Here is an 18,977-nt window from a genome sequence, read left to right as displayed (position 1 = left end):
GTCCCGACGACCGCCGCCCCTCCCTCGATCCCGGGAGTCGTCGCTCCCGGTTCGGGCTGCCTATTGCGCCAGGCAGCTGTCGGCGTTGTCGGCCGTGCAGACGTCGAGGCCGGTATAGATCGGATCTTCGACCGACTTCCCGGCCACGAGGTCCTTCATGATGAACATGGCCTTGTAGCCCATCTCGAAGGGCCGCTGGCCGACCTGCCCGTTGGACAAGCCGTCCTTCAGCTGCTCCATCTGCATCGGCAGGGTGTCCGCCACGATGATCGAGAGCGAGCCGTCTTCCAGGCGCTTCTTGTGAGGCGCCACCGCCTGGCGATAGGCGTTGTCGTACCACTGGGTGAAGGCGCCGGTGGAGATGAAGGCCGTCAGGTTCGGCTCCTTGGTCAGGATGTCGGTCATCCCCTGCACCGCCTTGTTGCCGTCGTCGTCGGTGATCAGCGGACAGCCGGCGACTTCGGTCCAGCCGTTCTCGCCCTTCAGCGCGTTGCCCGGCGGCGTGGTGCCGCTGGCGCCGGACAGCGTGTCCCGGATGCCCTGCAGCCGCTCGTTGTGATTGGCCGCCGCAGCACCGCCGGTCTGCAGGCAGACGCTGCCACCGTTGGGCTGCAGCTTCTGGGCGATCTTGGCCAGGTTGACGCCGATGTCGTAGTTCTTGGTGCCGACATAGGTGGCGCGGACCTCGGCGTCCTCGGGCAGCACGTCGGAATCCCAGGTCATGACCGGAATGCCGGCCGCGACCGCCGCCTTCAGGGCTTTGCCCATGGCCGGGGCGTTGGACGGCGCGACCGCGATGCCGTCGACCTTCTGGCTGATCAGATCCTGGACGATCTGAATCTGCTCCAGCTCGGTGTGCTCGCCCGGGCCGATGTAGACGCATTCGACGTCGGCGAGCTCGTCCTGGGCCTTGTAGCAGCCGTCGCGGGCCAGATCGAAGAAGGGATTGTTCATGGCCTTGGGCACCAGCGCGAGCTTGAGCTTGTCGGCCGAGACCGCGGCGCCGGGAAAGGCGAATGCGGCAAGGCAAGTGGCGAGTAGCAGTTTCTTCATTTTGATCCTCCCCTTGTCAGGTGGCTTGCAAATGCTTGGCGAAAGTGTCGTCACGAGCCGTTTCGGTTTTGGAAGCGTCCCAGCAGGACCGCCAGAATGATGAACAGGCCGACGAAGAAGTTCTGCCAAAGCGCGTCGATTCCGGCCAGCAGCAGGGAGTTGCGGATCAGCTCCATCAAGGCGGCTCCGATCGGCGCGCCGATGGCATAGCCGATGCCGCCCATGAGATTGGCGCCGCCGATGACGGAAGCGGCGATGACGTTGAGCTCGTAGGTCAATCCCAGGGCGTTGGTGACGGAGCCGAACCAGCCGACCATCAGGAAGGCGGCGAGGCCGGCCGTCATGGAGCAGGTCACGTAGACCGAGACCAGCACCCGCTCCACCGGGATGCCCGACAGCTTCGCGGCTTCCGCGTTGCCGCCGACCGCGAAGACCCAGCGTCCCCAGGTCGAATAGCGAAAGGCCAGAAAGAACACGACCGTCAGGATGATCAGGACCCAGACCGGGTTGGGCACGCCGAAGACGCTTTCGCCGCCGATCCACTCGAAGATCTCCTGATCCGGGCCGAACTGGTAGATCATCTTGTTGTTGGAGATCACCATGGCGATCGACCGGGCGATCGCCAGCATGCCGAGGGTCACGACGAAGGGCGCCAGCCTGAGGTAGGCGATCAGGACGCCGTTGACCAGGCCGACCAGCGCCGCCGTGCCCATGCAGGCGAGAAAGCCCAGGCCGATGCCGTAGCCGGCCTGCATGACCAGGCCCGCGACGATGCCCGTCAGGCCCATCAGCGAACCGACCGAAAGGTCGATGCCCGCCGTGACGATCACGGCGGTCATGCCCAGCGCCATGATGCCGAAGAAGGCAAAGTTGCGGGTCACGTTGAAAAAGTTCCGCTCGGTCAGGAATACGTCCGAGACCAGCGACATAACGAAGCCGATGACGAGGATGGCGATGAAGACCCAGAAGGGCTGGGTGCGGAAGACCATCTGCAGGCCCGTCATCTCCTTCTTGGAGGTGATCTCCCGGTCGATCTCGGCGTGGGAAACGGGATCCTGGTTGAGTGTCGTCATGCCGCCTCGATCGCCCCCGTGATGAGTCCGGTGACCTCCTCGGGCGAGGTCTGGCCAATTGCCTTGTCGGAGACCTTGCGGCCGCGGCGCAGGACCGCGACCCGGTCGCAGACGGCGAAGACATCGGGCATGCGGTGGCTGATCAGCACGACCGCGTGGTTGGTCTCCTTCAACCGGCGGATCAGGTCCAGCACCTCCGCCACCTGGCGGACGCTGATCGCTGCGGTCGGCTCGTCCATCAGCACCAGCTTCGGATCGCTCAGCCGGGTCCTCGCGATGGCCACCGCCTGGCGCTGGCCGCCGGACATCTGCCGGACCTGGTCGCGCGGGCGGGTCTCGGACTTCAGCTCCTTGAAGAGCTCGCCGGCGCGCTTGAACATGGCCGCGTGGTCCAGGTAGCGGAAGGGTCCGAAGCCGCGCTTCTCCTCCCGTCCGAGAAAGACGTTCGCCGCCGCAGTCAGGTTGTCGCAGAGCGCCAGGTCCTGGTAGACGACCTCGATGCCCTTCTGGCGCGCCTCCACGGGCTTGCTGAAGCGCACCTGGTCGCCGTCCAGCCGCATCTCGCCCGAACTCGGCGGGAAGTTGCCGGCGATCACCTTGACCAGGGTCGACTTGCCGGCACCGTTGTCGCCCATCAGGCCGACGACCTCGCCGCTGTCGATGGTCAGATCCACCTCGGTCAGCGCCTGGATCGCCCCGAAGTTCTTGGAAATGCTGCGCAGTTCAAGAACGGGCATACCCGTTCGTCCTCCCTTTACGTCGCCCGCGCTTGTTTGCCGCGCGGGTCGGTCACGCCTTCACGATGGCGCTCGCCCAGCCTGCATTCCCTGGAATTCTTGCACGTTTCCCGCCTCCTCACCAAATCCCGCCATCCCCTAGAGCGGCGCCTCGGGCTGGGGCGGCGCTTCGTAGGCGCCCCAGATCGACTGGTCGTAGTCGACCATGGACCCGGTCATCAGCCCGGACTCTTCGCTGACCAGGAAAGCCACCGCCCGGGCCACCTCGTCCGGGTCGATCAGGCGGCCGAAGGGCTGGGCGGCGGCAGCCTTTTCTAGCCAGTCGTCGGCCGCACCGTGGTATTCGCGTTGGATCCGGTCCTCGCCCTCCGAGGCCATCCAGCCGATGTTCAGACCGTTGACCCGGATCCGGTCGCGCATCAGGGCGTAGGCGGTGTTGCGGGTCAGCGTCGCCAGCGCGCCCTTGGAGGCGCAGTAGGCTGCGATGAAGGGCTGGCCGGCCTTGGACGACATGGAGGCGATGTTGACCATCGCTCCCTCCACCCTGTCGCGGCGCATCAGCTTGGCGGCCTCCTGCATCAGGAAGAAGGGCGCGCGCACGTTGACGGCGAACATCCGGTCGAAGAGCTCGGGCGAGGTGTCGAGGATCGTGCCCCGGTCGGTGATGGCCGCCGCATTGACCAGGGCGTCGAGCCGGCCGAAGGCCGCGTCGGCGGCGGCGACGACCTCGCGGCAGTCTTCGACCCGGGCCAGGTCGGCGCGCAGGAAACGCACGTTGCAGCCGGTGTCCGCGGTGATCGCTTCCGCAACGGCGCTGCCCTTCTCGGCGTTGCGTCCGCAGGTGACCAGGCCGGCCGCGCCGCGTTCCGCCAGCAGCCTTGCGATGGCCGCGCCCAGGCCCTGGGTCCCGCCCGTGACCACCGCGATCTTTCCGTCGAACCCACTCATGGCCTACTCCACGATCTGGTAGCCGGCCGCCCCGAGCGCCGCCGTCAGGGCGCGCTGGCCGATCTGGGCATACTCGAAGGGCGGCGCCTGGACGGGATCCTGCTCGGCCTCGACCACGAACCAGCCCTCGTAGCCCACGTCCGCCAGGCGCTGCACGACCGCGCCGAAGTCGATGTCGCCGTCGCCGGGCACGGTGAAGACTCCGCGCAGCACGGCGTCGAGGAAGCTGTCGGACTCCCAGTCCAGGCCGTCCAGGACCTTGCCGCGAATGTCCTTCATGTGGACGTGCAGGATCCGCTCGCCGTGCTTCTTGATCACCGCCAGCCCGTCGCCGCCGGCGAAGCGCAGGTGGCCGCTGTCGAACAGCAGCTGGACGGCCTCGCCGGTCTTGGCCATCAGCAGGTCGACCTCGGGCTCCGTCTCTATCGCCGTGCCCATGTGGTGGTGAAAGGCCAGCGGCACGCCCTGCTCGGCACAGAACTCGGCGAAGGCCGTCAGCCGGCGGCCGTAGTCGGCGATCTCGTCGTCGGACAGGCGCCGACGGCCGCGCAAGGGCACGTCGCGTTTGTTCTGGATCGTGCCGGCGGTCTCGCCGTAGACGATGCAGGCGGCGCCCAGGTCGCGGAAGAGCTCGAGCTGCGCCCAGGCCTGGTCCTTCTCCGCCGCCAGCTCCTGGTCCAGCAGCGTGCCCGAGTACCAGCCAGAGGCGAGCTTCAGGCCGTGTTCCCGCAGGATCGGGCCCAGCTCGGCGCTGGTCTTGGGGAACTTGCCGCCGGTTTCCACGCCCGAGAAGCCGGCCGCCCGGCTTTCGCTGAGACAGGTCTCCAACGGCGTGTCCCCGCCCAGCTCGGGCAGGTCGTCGTTGGACCAGGCGATGGGGGCGATGGCGAGCCGCGCCTGCATGCTCAGACACCGACCCGCTGCTTGCCGCGGCCGGCCACGTGATCGGCGCGCGCCTGTTGTACTTCCTTGCGCTCGCTGGTCTCGGGCACGCCGACGTCCCACCAGGCGTCGCCCGGCGTCCAGTCGAAGCCGTCGGTGACGATCGAGATGACCGTGGTGCGGTCGTTGCCCTTGGCCCAGTCGAGGGCCTGCTCCAGGTCCGCGATGCTTTCCACCTTGCGCGCCAGGGCGCCCATGGATTCCGCGTGCTTGACGAAGTCCACGGCGAAGGGCGCCTTGACCCGGCAGTCCTTGATCAGGTTGTTGAAGGAGGCGCCGCCCTTGAAGTTCTGCAGCCGGTTGATGACCGCGAAGCCGCCGTTGTCGCAGACCACGACGATCATCTTGTGGCCGGTCAGGACCGTGGAATAGATGTCCGAGTTCATCATCAGGTAGGAGCCATCGCCGGTCAGGACGAGGGTGTCGCGGCTGTCGTCGGCCATGGCCGCGCCCCAGCCGCCGGCGATCTCGTAGCCCATGCAGGAGAACCCGAACTCGCAGTCGAAGGTGCCCGGAGACTTGACCTTCCAACCCTTGCTGACCTCGCCCGGCAGGCCGCCGGCCGCGGCCACCATCAGGTCGCGCGCGCCGGCCTTGCGATTGACCGCGCCGACCACCTGGGCGTAGGTCGGCACCGGCGCGTTGGTCGGCGCCTGGCGGTCGTCGAGCAGGGCGTTCCAGGCCGCGAAGGCGTCGCGGCCCTTCTGCATCCAACCGGCGTCGGCCGACCAGTCGCCCAGCGCCGCGCCCAGCTCCTCCAGGGTCTCCAGGGCGTCGCCGACCACCGGCAGGGCCCGGTGCTTGACCGCGTCGAAGCGCGCCGCGTTGATCGAGACGAAGCGGGCATCGGGCCGGAAGGCGCTCCAGGAGCCGGTCGTGAAGTCCTGCAGCCGGGTGCCGATGGCCAGCACCACGTCGGCCTCCTCGGCCAGGGCGTTGGCGGAGGCGGAGCCGATCACGCCCATCGGGCCGACATGAGCCGGGTCGTCGTGGACCAGGCTGCCCTTGCCGGCGATGGTCTCGGCGACCGGCAGGCCGTGCACGGCGGCGAAGGCGGTCAGACGCGCTTCGGCGCCGGAATAGCGCAGGCCGCCGCCGGCGATGACCAGCGGCTTCTTCGCGCCGCGCAGGATCTCGGCCGCCTCGGCCACCCGCTCGCGGTCCGGCCGCGGCCGCGGCACCTTGTGAACCCGGGTCTCGAAGAAGGCGGCGGGATAGTCGAAGGCGATCTCCTGGGTGTCCTGGCAGAGCCCGATGAAGGCCGGCCCGCAGTCGGCCGGATCGAGCATCACGGCGACCGCCTGGGGCAGCGAGGCGATGATCTGTTCCGGATGGGTGATCCGGTCCCAGTAGCGGGTGACCGGCTTGAAGGCGTCGTTCACCGACACGGTGGGGTTGCCGAAGTGCTCGACCTGCTGCAGCACCGGGTCGGGGCGCCGGTTGGCGAAGACGTCGCCCGAGAGGAGCAGCACCGGCAGGCGGTTCGACATGGCCACCCCCGCCGCCGTCACCATGTTGGTGGCGCCCGGTCCGATCGAGGAGGTCGCGACCATCAGCTGGCGCCGCTTCTTGGCCTTGGCATAGGCGATCGCCGCCAGGGTCATGGACTGCTCGTTCTGGCCGCGCCAGGTTGGTAGCCGGTCCTGCACGGCCTCCAGAGCCTCCGCCAGGCAGGTGACGTTGCCGTGGCCGAAGATGCCGAAGACGCCCGCGAAGAGCGGCACCCGCTGGCCGTCGATCTCGGTCTCTTGCGCGCAGAGGTAGCGGACCACGGCTTGCGCCATGGTCAGTCTGATCGTGTCCGTCCTCATCCTGCTCGCCCCGTCTTTCCTTGATGTTTCTTGGCCCCGAAGGGCCAGAGAATGATAATTGACAGCCTTCGAATTTTGAAATGATCTCTGCAAGTTGTGACACGGAGATGAGGGATGTCAGAGGTCGGGATCTCGGGTGAGGGCTTGGACAAATGGTAAACTTGGCGGTTCTGGGCTGCGGGCGGATCGGTGCCATGCACGCCCGCAACATCGCGCGCCACGAGACGGCGCGCCTGAGCGCCGTTTTCGACGTCCACCGACCCGCGGCCGAGGCCGTCGCGGCGGAGCTGGACGTCGCCGCCGCCGACTCCCTTGAGGACCTGCTGGCCAGCGGCGGGATCGACGCGGTGCTGATCGCCACGGCCACGGACACCCACGCCGACCTGATCGAGGCCGCGGCCAAGGCCGGCAAGGCGATCCTTTGCGAGAAGCCGATCGACATCAACATCGAGCGGGTGAACCGCTGCGCCGCGGCCATCGCGGACTACGACGTGCCGATCCAGATCGGCTTCAACCGCCGCTTCGACCCCGGCCACCGCGCCGCGCGGGCGGCCGTGCGGGCCGGGGAGATCGGCGACCTGCACCAGGTGATCATCACCTCGCGCGACCCCGAGATCCCGCCGCGGGCCTACCTGGAAGCGGCCGGCGGCCTGCTGCGCGACATGACCATCCACGACTTCGACCTGGCGCGCTACATGCTCGACGACGAGCCTGAGGAGGTCTTCGCCGTCGCCGGCGCGCTCATCGACCCGGAACTGGGCGCCGAGCTGGACGAGGTCGATACGGCCATGATCATCCTGCGCTGCGCCGACGGGAAGATGTGCCACATCAACGGCTCCCGCACGGCGGTCTACGGCTACGACCAGCGGGTCGAGCTCTTGGGCCGCAAGGGCATGATCCAGTCGAACAACCGCAAGCCGCACGAGATGCGCCGCTTCGGCGCCGAGACGGTGGAGTCGGCGGCGCCCTATCTCTTTTTCTTCATCGAGCGCTATCAGGAGAGCTTCAACGCCGAGATCGACTCCTTCGTCGAAGCGGTCCGGGCGGGGCGGCCGCCGCAGGTCGGTTTCGAGGACGGCCGCCGGGCGCTCCTGCTGGCCGAGGCCGCCTACAAGTCGGTCGCGGAAAAACGCCTGGTCCGGGTCGACGAGGTCGGCTGAGCAATCGCTCGGAGCGACGGGCACAAAGTGAAAGGGCAGCGCATGACACCGAACGCCATCAAGCGCATCTGGGCCGAGGGCCGCCCGGTGGTCAACGGCTGGCTGTCGATCGCCAGCCCCTTCTCCGCCGAGATCATGGCCGCGGCCGGCTACGACAGCCTGACGGTCGACATCCAGCACGGCGTGGTCGACTACCAGGCCGCTGTGGGCATGCTGCAGGCCCTGGGCGCGCGCGGCACCACGCCCCTGGTGCGGGTGCCCTGGCTGGATCCGGGCGCGATCATGAAGGCGCTGGACGCGGGCGCCTACGGCATCATCTGCCCCATGGTCAACTCGGGCGCCGACGCGGCGCGGCTGGTCTCTTACATGCGCTATCCGCCCTTGGGCACGCGGTCCTTTGGCCCGACCCGGGCCAACTTCTCCGCCGGGGCCAACTACGGGGGAGAGTCCAACGACGAGGTTCTCTGCTTCGCCATGGTCGAGACGGCCGAGGCCATGGCGAACCTGGAGGAGATCGTCGCCACCCCCGGCCTAGACGCGGTCTATGTCGGGCCCGCCGACCTGACCTTGGGGCTCACCGAGGGCCGCCTGGCGCCCGGCTTCGACCGCGAGGAACCGGAGATGATCGAGGCCATCCAGAAGATCGCCCAGGCCTGCAAGACGGCCGGAATCCGCGCCGGCCTGCACTGCGGCAGCCCGGACTATGCGGCCCGGGCGATCGGCTGGGGCTATGACCTAGTCACCCTGTCCAACGACGTCCGGCTGCTGGCCGGTGCCTGCGCCGCCCAGGTAGCGCAGATGCGCGAGCGCCTGGGCGAGACGGCCGCGCCGGCGGAAAGCGGTGCCAAACCGGGCTATTGAAATGCCGCATGTCCTGATCGCCGGTAAGATTCACCCCGACGGCCTGGCCCTGCTCGAGGGCGCGGCCGGTGTCACCTCCGACTACATCGAGTCCATCGGCGAGACCGCCTACCTGGACCGCCTGCCGGACGCCGACGCGCTGCTGCTGCGCACCCAGCCCCTGACCGCCGAGATCCTGGCCACCGCGCCGCGCCTGAAGATCGTCTCGCGCCACGGCGTGGGCTACGACGCGATCGACGTGGCCGCGCTGACGGCCCGCGGCATTCCGCTGACCGTGGTCGGCGACGTCAATGCGCAGTCGGTAGCGGAGCAGACCCTGACCCTGATGCTGGCCGCAGCTAAGCGCCTGATCCGCGCCGACCGGGCGACGCGCGCCGGCAACTGGACCTATCGGGAGGCGTTGGAACCCTGCGAGCTGAACGGCAAGACCCTTCTGGTCGTCGGCTTCGGGCGCATCGGCCGGCGGGTCACGCGTCTCTGCCAGGCCTTCGAGATGCGGGTCCTGGTCCACGATCCCTTTGTCCCGGCGGAAGACATCGCGGCGGCGGGCGCCACGCCGGCCGTCGATCTGGCCGATGGCTTGAAGCGGGCCCAGTTCCTGACCCTGCACCTGCCCAAGACCGGCGACGCGCCGCTGATCGGCGCGGCGGAGCTGGCGCTGCTGCCGGAGGAGGCGATCCTGATCAACACCGCCCGCGGCACCCTGGTCGACGAGGCGGCCCTCCTGGCGGCCGTCGGCTCCGGGCGCCTGGCCGCCGCCGGCCTCGACGTCTTCAAGGCCGAGCCGCCGCCGGCGGAAACGCCGGTCCTGGCCGAGGACCGCCTAGTGCTGACGCCCCACGCCGCCGGCCTGTCGCGGGAGAGCGCATCACGCATGTCCGTCGCGGCCATGCATAACATCCTCGATTTCTTCGAAGGGCGCCTGGACGGCCGGCTGGTCGTCAACGCCGCTGACCTCGGCCTGGCCTGACGCAGGCGGTCCCATCGCGGCCGGGAAGCCGGCCGAGCGCCTGAAACAACTGTTACAAAAAAGCCGACCGCGCGTTATCACCCCGAAACACCCGGTCCCTAAATCCCTCGAACAGCGGCGCAGGCCCGGACCCGGAGGTCCCGGCCGGCGCCGCGATTTGAGAAGGAGCCTCTACCATGTCGTACCTACCCGAGGACCGACTGATCGGCCGTCGCCTCGCCTTGAGGCCGGCGAGCGGGCGCCACTCGGAGCCCTCCAACCCCTTGAGCTACGTGGCGGACGACATCCTATCCGCCGTCGCCTACGGGCACAGGCATCTACACCGCCTGCTCGACGCCGCCCTGGCCTGGCGGCGGGTCAACCGGACGATCGACGAGTTGTCCCGCCTGGACGACCACGTCCTCAAGGACATTGGGGTCAACCGGTCCGAGATCGCGGGCCTGGCCCATGATCTCGAGGCGCGCCGCCGGCAGCTGCCGCCCTACTGGGACCGCTGAGCGGCGATGACCGATCCGACCCGAACCTGCCGCGCACGGCGCCTGGCATCGAAGCCGATGTTCGGGCGCCGGCGCACGACCGCTCGAAGCCGTCCGGCCCGTCACAGCGGATTGTCTTGCCTCGCCGCACAACCTGGGCTAGACCGAATTCGCCTCCCGATTGCCGATCTCCCGTGACACACGCTGCCCCGCCGCACCGGGGCGGGGCGATGTGGAGGTTCCGATATGCAGATGGTCGAACCCGCCAAGAGCCGAGACCTTCCGGACGACGGCCCGGAGGAAGGAGAGATCCCCGCCGCGGTCCTTGACTTCGCGGTCACCCGCTCGCCGGTCGTTTTCTACGCCGGCCGTCTGGAGGAGGGTCTCGAGGTCTCCTTCGTCAGCGACAGCGTCGAGGCGATCACCGGCCACCCGGCCGGCGCCTTCCTGACGGATCCCGGCTTCGCCGAGGCGCAAATCCATCCCGACGACCGGCCGCGCTACCGCGAGGCGATCCTCAGCCTGCGCAACCGGGGCCGGGCAGCCTTGGAATACCGCTTCCGGGATCGCGACGGCGGCTATCGATGGGTCCGCGACGAGCTCGGCCGCGAGAATGGCAAGGGCGCCGGTTTCGTCGGCTGCATGACCCCGATCGGACGGGAGAAGCAGGCCGAGCGGCGGCTTGAGGACGCCAAGGTCCTGCGGGCGGCGATCCTCGATGCCGCCCTGGACGCCATCATCGTGGCCGACGAGGCCGGCAAGATCGTCGAGTTCAACCCGGTCGCCGAGCGGACCTTCGGCCGAGAGCGCGACGACGTGATCGGCGAGTCCCTGGTCGCCCTGATCATGCCCGAGGCAAAGCGGGAATGGCAGCGCGACGCCGCGAAGCACTTCGGTGAGATCGGCGAGGCCTGGGTCCAGAGCGGCCTGGTCGAGACCGAGGCCCTGCGCGACGACGGCAGCCGCTTTCCGATCGAGATGCAGGTGCGCGAGGTCCCCCTGGAGACCACCCGGCTCTTCGTGGCCGAACTCTGGGACATCACCGAGCGCGTCGATTCCCGGCTGGAGCGCCGGATCCTCTCGGAGGAGCGGCAGAGGTTGTCCCAACTGCTGCACGACGCGGTCGAGAGCATCCCCAACGGCATTGGCATCTACGACGCCGCCGGGCGCCTCGTCCTCTGCAACACCGCCTACGCCGAACTCTACGAACGCGATCCCCTGGCGATGATCGCGACCTCGATGCGCGATAACCACCGCCTCGCATTGGCACAGATGAAGTCCTGGGCCGGCGCGGCGGTCGACAACACGGAAGAGGGTGTGGCGCGGGCCCTGGACCGCATTCTGGACCCAGAGGACGGGCCGATCGAAGCGCAGCGCCTCAACGGCGACTGGGTCCAGATCACCAGCCATCCGACCGGCGACGGCGGCCGGGTCTTCGTGCGCAGCGACATCACCAAGCTGAAGCAGGCCGAGGAGTCCCTGCGGCGCAGCGAGGCGCAGTTCCGCGCGATCGTCGAGGGCAGCCCCATGCCGGTCCGGGTCGCCGACCTGGAGACCTGGCAGATCCTCTACGAGAGCCCGGCGGCGACCACCCTGGTCGGCCATTCCTGGCCGGCGGTCGAGCCGCGCTGCACCAGCGACGACTACGTCGACGCGGCGGATCGCGAGCGCCTGGTCGAGATCCTCAAGACGGACGGCCGGGTCGACGGCTACGAGACGCGCCTCAGGCGCGCCGACGGCACGGTCTTCTGGGCCGCTCTGTCCTCGCGGGTCATCGTCTACCAGGACCAGAGGGTCTGCGTCACCAGCCTGGTCGATCTGACCGAGCGCAAGGAGCGGGAGGCCGAGCTGCGCCGGGCGCGCGAGGTCCTGGAGGATGCCATCGAGTCCCTGTCGGAGGGCTTCGCGCTCTACGACGAGGACGACCGCCTGGTGATGTGCAACACCCGCTACCGCGAGTTCAACGAGGCCTGCGCCGACGTCCTGCGTCCGGGCCTGGCCTGGGAGGACCTGATCCGCATCGGCGCCGAGCGCGGGCAGTACGTCGCCGCGGACGGCGGAGTCGACCGATGGCTCGAGGAACAGAAGGCGCAGCGGGACAACGAAAAGAACGACAAGGTCTTCCAGCAGTCGGACGGCCGCTGGTTCCGCAGCTCGACGCGCAGGACCCGCCAGGGCGGCTGCGTCGGCGTGCGCAGGGACGTCACCGCCCAGAAGGAGGCCGAGCTCGCGCTGCTGGAAAGCGAGGCCCTGATCCGCAAGGTGGTCGAAGCCTGCCCGCTGCCGATCATCATGGCCACCGCCGAGGAGGGCGAGATCCTCTACGAGAGCCCGGCCTTCCAGGCGCTGCTCGGCCGCGACGGCGCGGAGTCGATGCAGGCCCGCGCGCAGTCCTTCTACACCAACCCGCAGGACCGTCAGGACTACATCGCGCGTCTGCGGCGCAGCGGCCAGGTCGAGATCTTCGAGGCCGAGCTGGCCCGGACCGACGGCTCGACCTTCTGGGCCGAGCTCTCGGGCCGCCTGATCGACTACAAGGGCGAGAAGGTCGTGGTCTGCTGTCCGGTGGACCTGACCGAGCGGCGCGCCGTCGAGGCCGAGATCGCGCAGAACCGCGATGCCCTGCACCAGAGCGAGAAGCTGGGCGCCCTCGGCTCGCTGCTGGCCGGCGTGGCCCACGAGCTGAACAATCCCTTGTCGGTCGTGGTCGGCCAGGCGCTGCTGATGAAGGAGACCGCGCGCGACCCCAAGATCGCCGCGCGGGCGGCCAAGATCGGCAAGGCGGCTGACCGTTGCTCGCGGATCGTCAAGACCTTCCTGGCCATGGCCCGGCAGCAGGCCTCGGAACGAACCGCCGTCGACGTCACCGAGATCGTCGAGTCGACCCTCGAGGTCACCGGCTACTCGCTGCGCACCTCGGGCATCGACGTCACCCTCGAGCTCGCGCCCGACCTGCCGCCGGTCTGGGCCGACGCCGATCAGCTGAACCAGGTCGTCACCAACCTGATCGTCAACGCCCAGCAGGCCATGTCGGCCACGGACGGCCCGCGGCGCCTGGTGATCGCCTCGTCCTGCGACCGCCGGCGGGGCCTGGTGAGGCTCTCGCTGCGGGATTCCGGGCCCGGCATCCCGCCGGAGATCCGCTCGCGCATCTTCGAGCCCTTCTTCACCACCAAGGAGGTCGGCGCCGGGACCGGGATCGGCCTGGCGGTCTGCCACCGCATCGTCGAGTCCCTGCACGGCGAGATCACGGTGGACAGCAAGCCGGGCGCCGGCGCCGTGTTCACCCTGTCCCTGCCCGTCGCCCCGGCGCAGGAGTCGCCCCTGCCGGAGCGCCGCGCCAGGAGACTCCGCAGCCGCTCCTGCCGGGTGCTGGTGATCGACGACGAGAAGGATGTCACCCGGATGCTGAGCGACATCCTGGTCGCCGAAGGCCACGAGGTCCGCACCGCCGAGTCCGGCCAGCGGGCGCTGGAGCTGCTGTCCCGCCACGGCTTCGACGTGATCCTCAGCGATCTGCGGATGCCGAACATGGACGGCCCCCGGCTCTTCGCCAAGCTGATGGAGCTCAGCCCCTCGCTGCTGCGGCGGGTCGCCTTCATCACCGGCGATACCTTCAGCCCGAAGGTCAGCGAGTTCCTGAAGGAAAGCGGGCGGCCCTACGTGCAGAAGCCCTTCGCGCCCCTGGAGGTGCATGAGCTCATCGACAAGGTGCTCGCCGAAACGGAGGGCGGGACCTGAACCACATGACAAGTCTCGCGGCGCGCGCGCCGCAGCCAACAGCTGGAACGAGGTGCCCCCGGACCGACCGACAGCGACTTGAAGAAGGACGTGACCCGATGGATCGCCGCATCCACATCCTCGTCGTCGACGACGAGCCCGAGATCCGAGACATGCTTCAGGAGTACCTGACGCTGCGGGGCTTCGACGTCTCCACCGCGGAGGACGGCAGTGCCCTGCGCCGCGCGATCGAGGAGACCCGGGTCGACCTTGTGCTTCTCGACATCTCCATGCCGGGCGAGGACGGGCTGTCCCTGGCCCGCTTCCTGCGCGACAAGACCGCGGTCGGCATCATCATGCTGACCGCGGCGGGCGAAGTGGTCGACCGGGTCGTCGGTCTGGAGGTCGGGGCCGACGACTACCTGGCCAAACCGGTCGACCTGCGCGAGCTGCTGGCCCGGGTCAAGGCCGTCGCCCGGCGGCTGCACGGCCGGGGCGAGGCCCGGCCGGAGGCGGCGCCGCGGCCGCCCAACGAGGTGCCCTTCGGCAACTGCCGGCTCAACCTCGACTCTCACAAGCTCTTCGACGCCGAGGGCCGGGAGATCCCGCTGACCAGCATGGAGTACGACCTGCTCAAGGCCTTCGCCGAGCACCCCAACCGGGTCCTCAGCCGGGACCAGCTGCTCGACATGGCGCACCACCGGAGCTGGGAGCCCTTCGACCGCAGCATCGACATCCGCATCGTCCGGATCCGCCGCAAGATCGAGGAGGACCCGGGGAAGCCGCAGATCATCAAGACGGTCCGCGGCGCCGGCTACATCTACAGCCCCCGCAAGCTGATGGCCTGGCACGTCTGATTGCCTCCCAGTCGGACCGGCACCGTTCAGAGAGATCGTGCTTCACTCCTCGACAAGCCTGGACAGAGACGGCTCGGCATCACGGGCATAGCCGGAAGCTGCTCACCATCACCGTTCCGACCCTGTTGCTGCCGTCGACCCGACAGAACCTGGACTGTATAGTTTTTATGCTTGACGTAAAGCATATAAGAAATACATTTGCTGCATGATCAGGAGCTTCAAGGACCGACGCACCGAGGCCTTCTGGAACGGTCAGGATGTCCGCCAGTTCAGGCCTTTCGCGTCGGTCGCCAGGCGGAAGCTCGATATGGTCAACGCCGCCTACGAGATCGAAGACCTTCGCGCGCCGCCCGGAAACCGCCTTGAGGCCCTGGCCGGGGATCGGGCCGGCCAATGGTCGATCCGGATCAACAGGCAGTGGCGCGTGTGCTTCGAGTGGGCGGAGCACGACGCCTACAATGTCGGAATCGTCGACTACCATTGAGGTTGAACATGCTCAGGACGCCAGACAACAGGATCACGACGCACCCCGGCGAAGTTCTCAAGGAGGAGTTCCTTGTGCCGCTCGGCATGAGCGCCAACAAGCTCGCCCAGGCCATCGGCGTGCCGGCGAACCGTGTGACGACCATTCTGCACGGCAGGCGGAACGTCACCCCCGACACGGCGCTGCGGCTTGCCCGGTTCTTCGGCACCACGCCCGAGTTCTGGATGAACCTCCAGGCCTCGCACGATCTGTCCAAGGCGAAGATCGAAAGCGCTGCAGATATCAACAAGACCGTAAGGCCGATGATGGCGAAGACCGTATAGGCCTTCTTCAGCCGCAGGAGACACAAGCGGCCAGGATCTTGATCCTTTATCCGAGAACCCAGCAACCATTGAGTACGGGCACGTCGATGGACGCTGCGGCCTTCAAGAGCTCCGAATTCGACGGCAACGGCTTCAAAATGCACGGGCTTCAGGCCAGTACGCGCCCGGGATGCGGACTGCCATCCCCCTGCAGCCGCGGTTAGCGTCCCCTGTTTCGGAAAGGCCGGCCCCGCAGGATACAAAGGAAACCCTTTTCCGGGCCGCGCGACATCCTCCGGAAAAACTCGCCGCCTAAGTCTCGACAGCAAGCGCGGGGTTCGACCCCGTGGTCGCCGCGTTCGACCTGTCAGACAAAGGAAGCACGAGATGTCAAAGCCCGAGAAGATTCTCCAGATGATCAAGGCGAAGGGGATCCGCTACGTCGACTACCGCTTCACCGACCCCCGCGGCAAGTGGCAGCACCTGGCCATCTGCGCCGAGGCCGTGGACGAGGAGGCGCTGAAGGTCGGGGTTATGTTCGACGGCTCCTCGATCGCCGGCTGGAAGGCGATCAACGAGTCCGACATGCTGCTCAAGCCCGACCTGTCCACCGCGGTCCTCGATCCGATCTCAGCCCAGCCGCAGCTGATCCTGATCTGCGACGTCCTGGAGCCCGGGACCGGCCAGGCCTACGGCCGCGATCCCCGCTCCACGGCGCGCAAGGCCGAGGCCTACCTGCGCGCGCTGGGCGTCGGCGACCGCGCCGTCTTCGGACCGGAGGCCGAGTTCTTCGTCTTCGACGACGTCCGCTACGGCAACGACATGAACCACAGCTTCTTCCGCTTCTCCTCGGAAGAGGGCCCCTATGTCTCGGGCGAGGCCTTCGACAGCGGCAACCGGGGCCACCGGCCGACCATCAAGGGCGGCTACTTCCCGGTCCCGCCGGTGGATTCCGGCGCCGACTTGCGCGCCGAGATGGTCGACACCATGCTGGCCATGGGCTTGACCATCGAGAAGCACCACCACGAGGTCGCCCCCTCGCAGCACGAGCTCGGGCTGCGCTACGACACCCTGGTGCGCTGTGCCGACAACCTCCAGATCTACAAGTACTGCGTCCAAAACGTCGCCCATACCCACGGCAAGTCGGCGACCTTCATGCCCAAGCCGGTGGCCGCGGACAATGGCTCGGGCATGCACACGCACCAGTCGATCTGGCACAACGGGACGCCGGTCTTCGCCGGCAACGACTACGCCGGCCTTTCGGAGAACGCGCTGCACTACATCGGCGGCATCATCCGCCACGCGCGGACCCTGAACGCCTTCACCAACCCGACCACCAACAGCTACAAGCGGTTGGTGCCGGGCTTCGAGGCGCCGGTGCTGCTGGCCTATTCGGCGCGCAACCGCTCGGCCTCCTGCCGCATCCCCTACGGCTCGAGCCCGAGCTCGCGGCGCATCGAGGTGCGCTTTCCCGACGCGACCGCCAATCCCTACCTGGCCTTCGCGGCCATGCTCATGGCCGGCCTGGACGGGATCAGGAACAAGATCGATCCCGGCGATCCGATGGACAAGAACCTCTACGACCTGCCGCCCGAGGATCTGGCCGGCGTGCCGACGGTCTGCGGCTCGCTGCGCCAGGCGGTCACGGCCCTGGAGAAGGACCACGACTTCCTGCTCGAGGGCGATGTCTTCAACCGGGACCAGATCGCGGCCTACAGCGAGCTCAAGTGGGACGAGATCCTGACCTTCGAGCAGGCCCCGCATCCGGTCGAGTTCCAGATGTACTACAGCGCCTGACCGCAGCTGCCTTCGGATAGACCCGCTGCACCCGGACCCGCCGGCCTCTCCGCCGGCGGGTCCTCTTCGTTGCCTTACCGCCGCCGGCGGCGTGATCGGCGTTTACAATTGAAACCCTTCTCTTGCGGCGGGACATCGTCCTGAAATCCCCGGCCCCTAGGTAAGGCAGACGGCGCAGCGGGGCCAAACTCCGGCCAGCCCTGCGCAGTTCACCTTTGTCTATTGGAGCAATTCGATGTCTTGCAAACTACGCCGCCCGCAGGGGCACCGCGGGCTCGGCCTGGGTGGCGGTCTCATGGCCGGGCTCGCCCTGGTCGCCGTTTCGACGCCAGCCCAGGCCGCGGTCTCGGAGGAAACGGCCTACGTGTTCAACACCCTGTCCTTCCTGGTGCACGGCTTCCTCGTACTCTGGATGGCGGCCGGCTTCGCCATGCTGGAGTCGGGCCTGGTCCGGACCAAGAGCGTGACCACGATCCTGCTGAAGAACATCGCCCTCTTCTCGATCGCCGGGATCGCCTTCTACCTGGTCGGCTACAATTTGATGTACCAGGGCGTCGACGGCGGATTCCTGGGCTCGCTCGCGGTCTGGCAGGCCGACGACACGGCCGCCCTGGCCGGCGACTACAGCGCCGGCTACGCCGCCGCCTCGGACTGGTTCTTCCAGATGGTCTTCGTCGCCACGGCCGCCTCGATCGTCTCCGGCGCCCTGGCCGAGCGGGTCAAGCTCTGGCCCTTCCTCGGCTTCGTGGTCGTGCTGACCGCCGTGATCTACCCGATCCAGGGCGCCTGGCACTGGGGCGGAGGCTGGCTGGCCGAGCTCGGCTTCGTCGACTTCGCCGGCTCGACCCTGGTCCACTCGGTCGGCGGCTGGGCCGCGCTCTGCGGCGCGATCATCGTCGGCGCGCGGCGCGGGCGCTACGGCCCCGACGGCAAGGTGATGCCCATGCCGGGCTCCTCGCTGCCGCTGGCGACCCTGGGGACCTTCATCCTCTGGCTCGGCTGGCTCGGCTTCAACGGCGGCTCGCAGCTCGCCCTGGGCTCGGCCGCGGACGCCGTCGCCGTCTCCAACATCTACGTCAACACCACCATGGCCTCGGCCTGCGGCGTGATGGCGGCGATGGGCCTGAACCAGCTGACTACCGGACGGGTCGACCTGACCATGGCGCTCAACGGCGCCCTGGCCGGCCTCGTCAGCATCACCGCCGGCCCGGATACCGCGAGCGTCGGCGCCGCCTGCCTGATCGGCGCGGTCGGCGGCGGCCTGGTCGTGGCCTGCACGCCGCTGCTCGACCGCTTCCGGATCGACGACGTGGTGGGCGCGATCCCGGTCCATCTCGTGGCCGGCATCTGGGGCACCCTGGCGGTGACCTTCACCAATCCGGACGCCAGCCTGGCGACACAGGCCCTGGGCATCGCCGCGGTCGGGGTCTTCGTCTCGAGCCTCAGCACCCTGGTCTGGCTCGCCCTCAAGGTGACCGTGCGGCTGCGCCTGACCGAGGTCGGCGAGGCCCTCGGCGTCGACGAGGTGGAGACCGGCATGCGGGCCTATCCCGAATTCTCGGCGGCGCCCTCGAACTCCTGAAAGCCCTTCGAGGCGCCGAGGCGACGGGAAAACGTCGCCGCCGGAACGCCCTCCCCCTCCCGCGGGGGAGGGCGCCTTCCGTTGCATCGAGCGGCGAACTTCGCGGCTGACACAACTGCAACACTAAAGTCCAAGCCGAGACATCGCCCTGAAACGGCGGTCCCCTAAATCGCTAGGCAAGACGTGAAGCGCCGCCGTGCGGCC

16 protein-coding genes are annotated in these 18,977 nt (G+C 68.3%); 10 read left to right on the top strand and 6 right to left on the bottom strand.

Annotation, left to right across the window (positions count from 1 at the left end; translation table 11 throughout):
- Window positions 1–60 precede the first annotated feature (60 nt).
- The 6 genes from QNJ30_19970 to iolD form a co-directional block, all read right to left on the bottom strand.
- Window positions 61–1,053, bottom strand: coding sequence for a sugar-binding protein (locus QNJ30_19970; protein MDJ0945752.1), 993 nt, complete (start codon window positions 1,051–1,053; stop codon window positions 61–63).
- A gap of 50 nt (window positions 1,054–1,103) precedes the next feature.
- Window positions 1,104–2,126, bottom strand: a complete 1,023-nt coding sequence (locus QNJ30_19965; protein ID MDJ0945751.1) for an ABC transporter permease — start codon at window positions 2,124–2,126, stop codon at window positions 1,104–1,106.
- Entirely contained in the window at window positions 2,123–2,863 is a 741-nt protein-coding gene (locus QNJ30_19960) for an ATP-binding cassette domain-containing protein (GenBank protein MDJ0945750.1), read from the bottom strand. The genes QNJ30_19965 and QNJ30_19960 overlap by 4 nt, the downstream gene beginning before the upstream one ends.
- Before the next feature lie 138 nt (window positions 2,864–3,001).
- A complete protein-coding gene (locus QNJ30_19955) occupies window positions 3,002–3,811 on the bottom strand; it encodes an SDR family oxidoreductase (GenBank protein ID MDJ0945749.1) in 810 nt (269 codons plus the stop codon).
- 3 nt (window positions 3,812–3,814) lie between these two features.
- Window positions 3,815–4,714 carry a myo-inosose-2 dehydratase gene (gene iolE, locus QNJ30_19950; protein MDJ0945748.1) on the bottom strand — a complete coding sequence of 300 codons (900 nt, stop codon included), beginning with the start codon at window positions 4,712–4,714 and terminating at the stop codon, window positions 3,815–3,817.
- Between the two features lie 2 nt (window positions 4,715–4,716).
- Complete coding sequence (gene iolD, locus QNJ30_19945) at window positions 4,717–6,564, bottom strand: 3D-(3,5/4)-trihydroxycyclohexane-1,2-dione acylhydrolase (decyclizing) (protein ID MDJ0945747.1); 1,848 nt, start codon at window positions 6,562–6,564, stop codon at window positions 4,717–4,719.
- Window positions 6,565–6,716: 152 nt separating this feature from the next.
- Here iolD and iolG point away from each other — a divergent pair, with 152 nt between their 5' ends.
- From iolG to QNJ30_19895, 10 genes are all read left to right on the top strand, one after another.
- Entirely contained in the window at window positions 6,717–7,724 is a 1,008-nt protein-coding gene (gene iolG / locus QNJ30_19940) for an inositol 2-dehydrogenase (GenBank protein ID MDJ0945746.1), read from the top strand.
- A 42-nt stretch (window positions 7,725–7,766) separates the two neighbouring features.
- Window positions 7,767–8,585, top strand: a complete 819-nt coding sequence (locus QNJ30_19935; protein MDJ0945745.1) for an aldolase/citrate lyase family protein — start codon at window positions 7,767–7,769, stop codon at window positions 8,583–8,585.
- Between the two features lies 1 nt (window position 8,586).
- Window positions 8,587–9,555 carry a hydroxyacid dehydrogenase gene (locus tag QNJ30_19930; protein ID MDJ0945744.1) on the top strand — a complete coding sequence of 323 codons (969 nt, stop codon included), beginning with the start codon at window positions 8,587–8,589 and terminating at the stop codon, window positions 9,553–9,555.
- A gap of 176 nt (window positions 9,556–9,731) precedes the next feature.
- Window positions 9,732–10,052, top strand: a complete 321-nt coding sequence (locus QNJ30_19925; protein MDJ0945743.1) for a DUF1127 domain-containing protein — start codon at window positions 9,732–9,734, stop codon at window positions 10,050–10,052.
- A gap of 225 nt (window positions 10,053–10,277) precedes the next feature.
- Window positions 10,278–13,772, top strand: coding sequence for a PAS domain S-box protein (locus tag QNJ30_19920; GenBank protein MDJ0945742.1), 3,495 nt, complete (start codon window positions 10,278–10,280; stop codon window positions 13,770–13,772).
- Window positions 13,773–13,870: 98 nt separating this feature from the next.
- Entirely contained in the window at window positions 13,871–14,608 is a 738-nt protein-coding gene (locus QNJ30_19915; protein MDJ0945741.1) for a response regulator, read from the top strand.
- 205 nt (window positions 14,609–14,813) lie between these two features.
- Entirely contained in the window at window positions 14,814–15,092 is a 279-nt protein-coding gene (locus QNJ30_19910) for a type II toxin-antitoxin system RelE/ParE family toxin (protein MDJ0945740.1), read from the top strand.
- Window positions 15,093–15,100: 8 nt separating this feature from the next.
- Entirely contained in the window at window positions 15,101–15,415 is a 315-nt protein-coding gene (locus tag QNJ30_19905) for a HigA family addiction module antitoxin (protein MDJ0945739.1), read from the top strand.
- Window positions 15,416–15,781: 366 nt separating this feature from the next.
- Window positions 15,782–17,191, top strand: coding sequence for a type I glutamate--ammonia ligase (gene glnA / locus QNJ30_19900; GenBank protein MDJ0945738.1), 1,410 nt, complete (start codon window positions 15,782–15,784; stop codon window positions 17,189–17,191).
- A gap of 235 nt (window positions 17,192–17,426) precedes the next feature.
- A complete protein-coding gene (locus QNJ30_19895) occupies window positions 17,427–18,773 on the top strand; it encodes an ammonium transporter (protein ID MDJ0945737.1) in 1,347 nt (448 codons plus the stop codon).
- Window positions 18,774–18,977 lie beyond the last annotated feature (204 nt).

The sequence above is a fragment of the Kiloniellales bacterium genome, assembly GCA_030066685.1.
Lineage (GTDB): Bacteria > Pseudomonadota > Alphaproteobacteria > Kiloniellales > JAKSBE01 > JAKSBE01.
Note: the sequence above shows the minus strand (reverse complement) of the source record. Positions and strands in the feature narration are given on the sequence as shown.

Coding starts and splice junctions, on each gene's coding strand:
- QNJ30_19970 (MDJ0945752.1), bottom strand. CDS start 1,053: ATGAAGAAACTGCTACTCGCCACTTGCCTTGCCGCATTCGCCTTTCCC.
- QNJ30_19965 (MDJ0945751.1), bottom strand. CDS start 2,126: ATGACGACACTCAACCAGGATCCCGTTTCCCACGCCGAGATCGACCGG.
- QNJ30_19960 (MDJ0945750.1), bottom strand. CDS start 2,863: ATGCCCGTTCTTGAACTGCGCAGCATTTCCAAGAACTTCGGGGCGATC.
- QNJ30_19955 (MDJ0945749.1), bottom strand. CDS start 3,811: ATGAGTGGGTTCGACGGAAAGATCGCGGTGGTCACGGGCGGGACCCAG.
- iolE (MDJ0945748.1), bottom strand. CDS start 4,714: ATGCAGGCGCGGCTCGCCATCGCCCCCATCGCCTGGTCCAACGACGAC.
- iolD (MDJ0945747.1), bottom strand. CDS start 6,564: ATGAGGACGGACACGATCAGACTGACCATGGCGCAAGCCGTGGTCCGC.
- iolG (MDJ0945746.1), top strand. CDS start 6,717: ATGGTAAACTTGGCGGTTCTGGGCTGCGGGCGGATCGGTGCCATGCAC.
- QNJ30_19935 (MDJ0945745.1), top strand. CDS start 7,767: ATGACACCGAACGCCATCAAGCGCATCTGGGCCGAGGGCCGCCCGGTG.
- QNJ30_19930 (MDJ0945744.1), top strand. CDS start 8,587: ATGCCGCATGTCCTGATCGCCGGTAAGATTCACCCCGACGGCCTGGCC.
- QNJ30_19925 (MDJ0945743.1), top strand. CDS start 9,732: ATGTCGTACCTACCCGAGGACCGACTGATCGGCCGTCGCCTCGCCTTG.
- QNJ30_19920 (MDJ0945742.1), top strand. CDS start 10,278: ATGCAGATGGTCGAACCCGCCAAGAGCCGAGACCTTCCGGACGACGGC.
- QNJ30_19915 (MDJ0945741.1), top strand. CDS start 13,871: ATGGATCGCCGCATCCACATCCTCGTCGTCGACGACGAGCCCGAGATC.
- QNJ30_19910 (MDJ0945740.1), top strand. CDS start 14,814: ATGATCAGGAGCTTCAAGGACCGACGCACCGAGGCCTTCTGGAACGGT.
- QNJ30_19905 (MDJ0945739.1), top strand. CDS start 15,101: ATGCTCAGGACGCCAGACAACAGGATCACGACGCACCCCGGCGAAGTT.
- glnA (MDJ0945738.1), top strand. CDS start 15,782: ATGTCAAAGCCCGAGAAGATTCTCCAGATGATCAAGGCGAAGGGGATC.
- QNJ30_19895 (MDJ0945737.1), top strand. CDS start 17,427: ATGTCTTGCAAACTACGCCGCCCGCAGGGGCACCGCGGGCTCGGCCTG.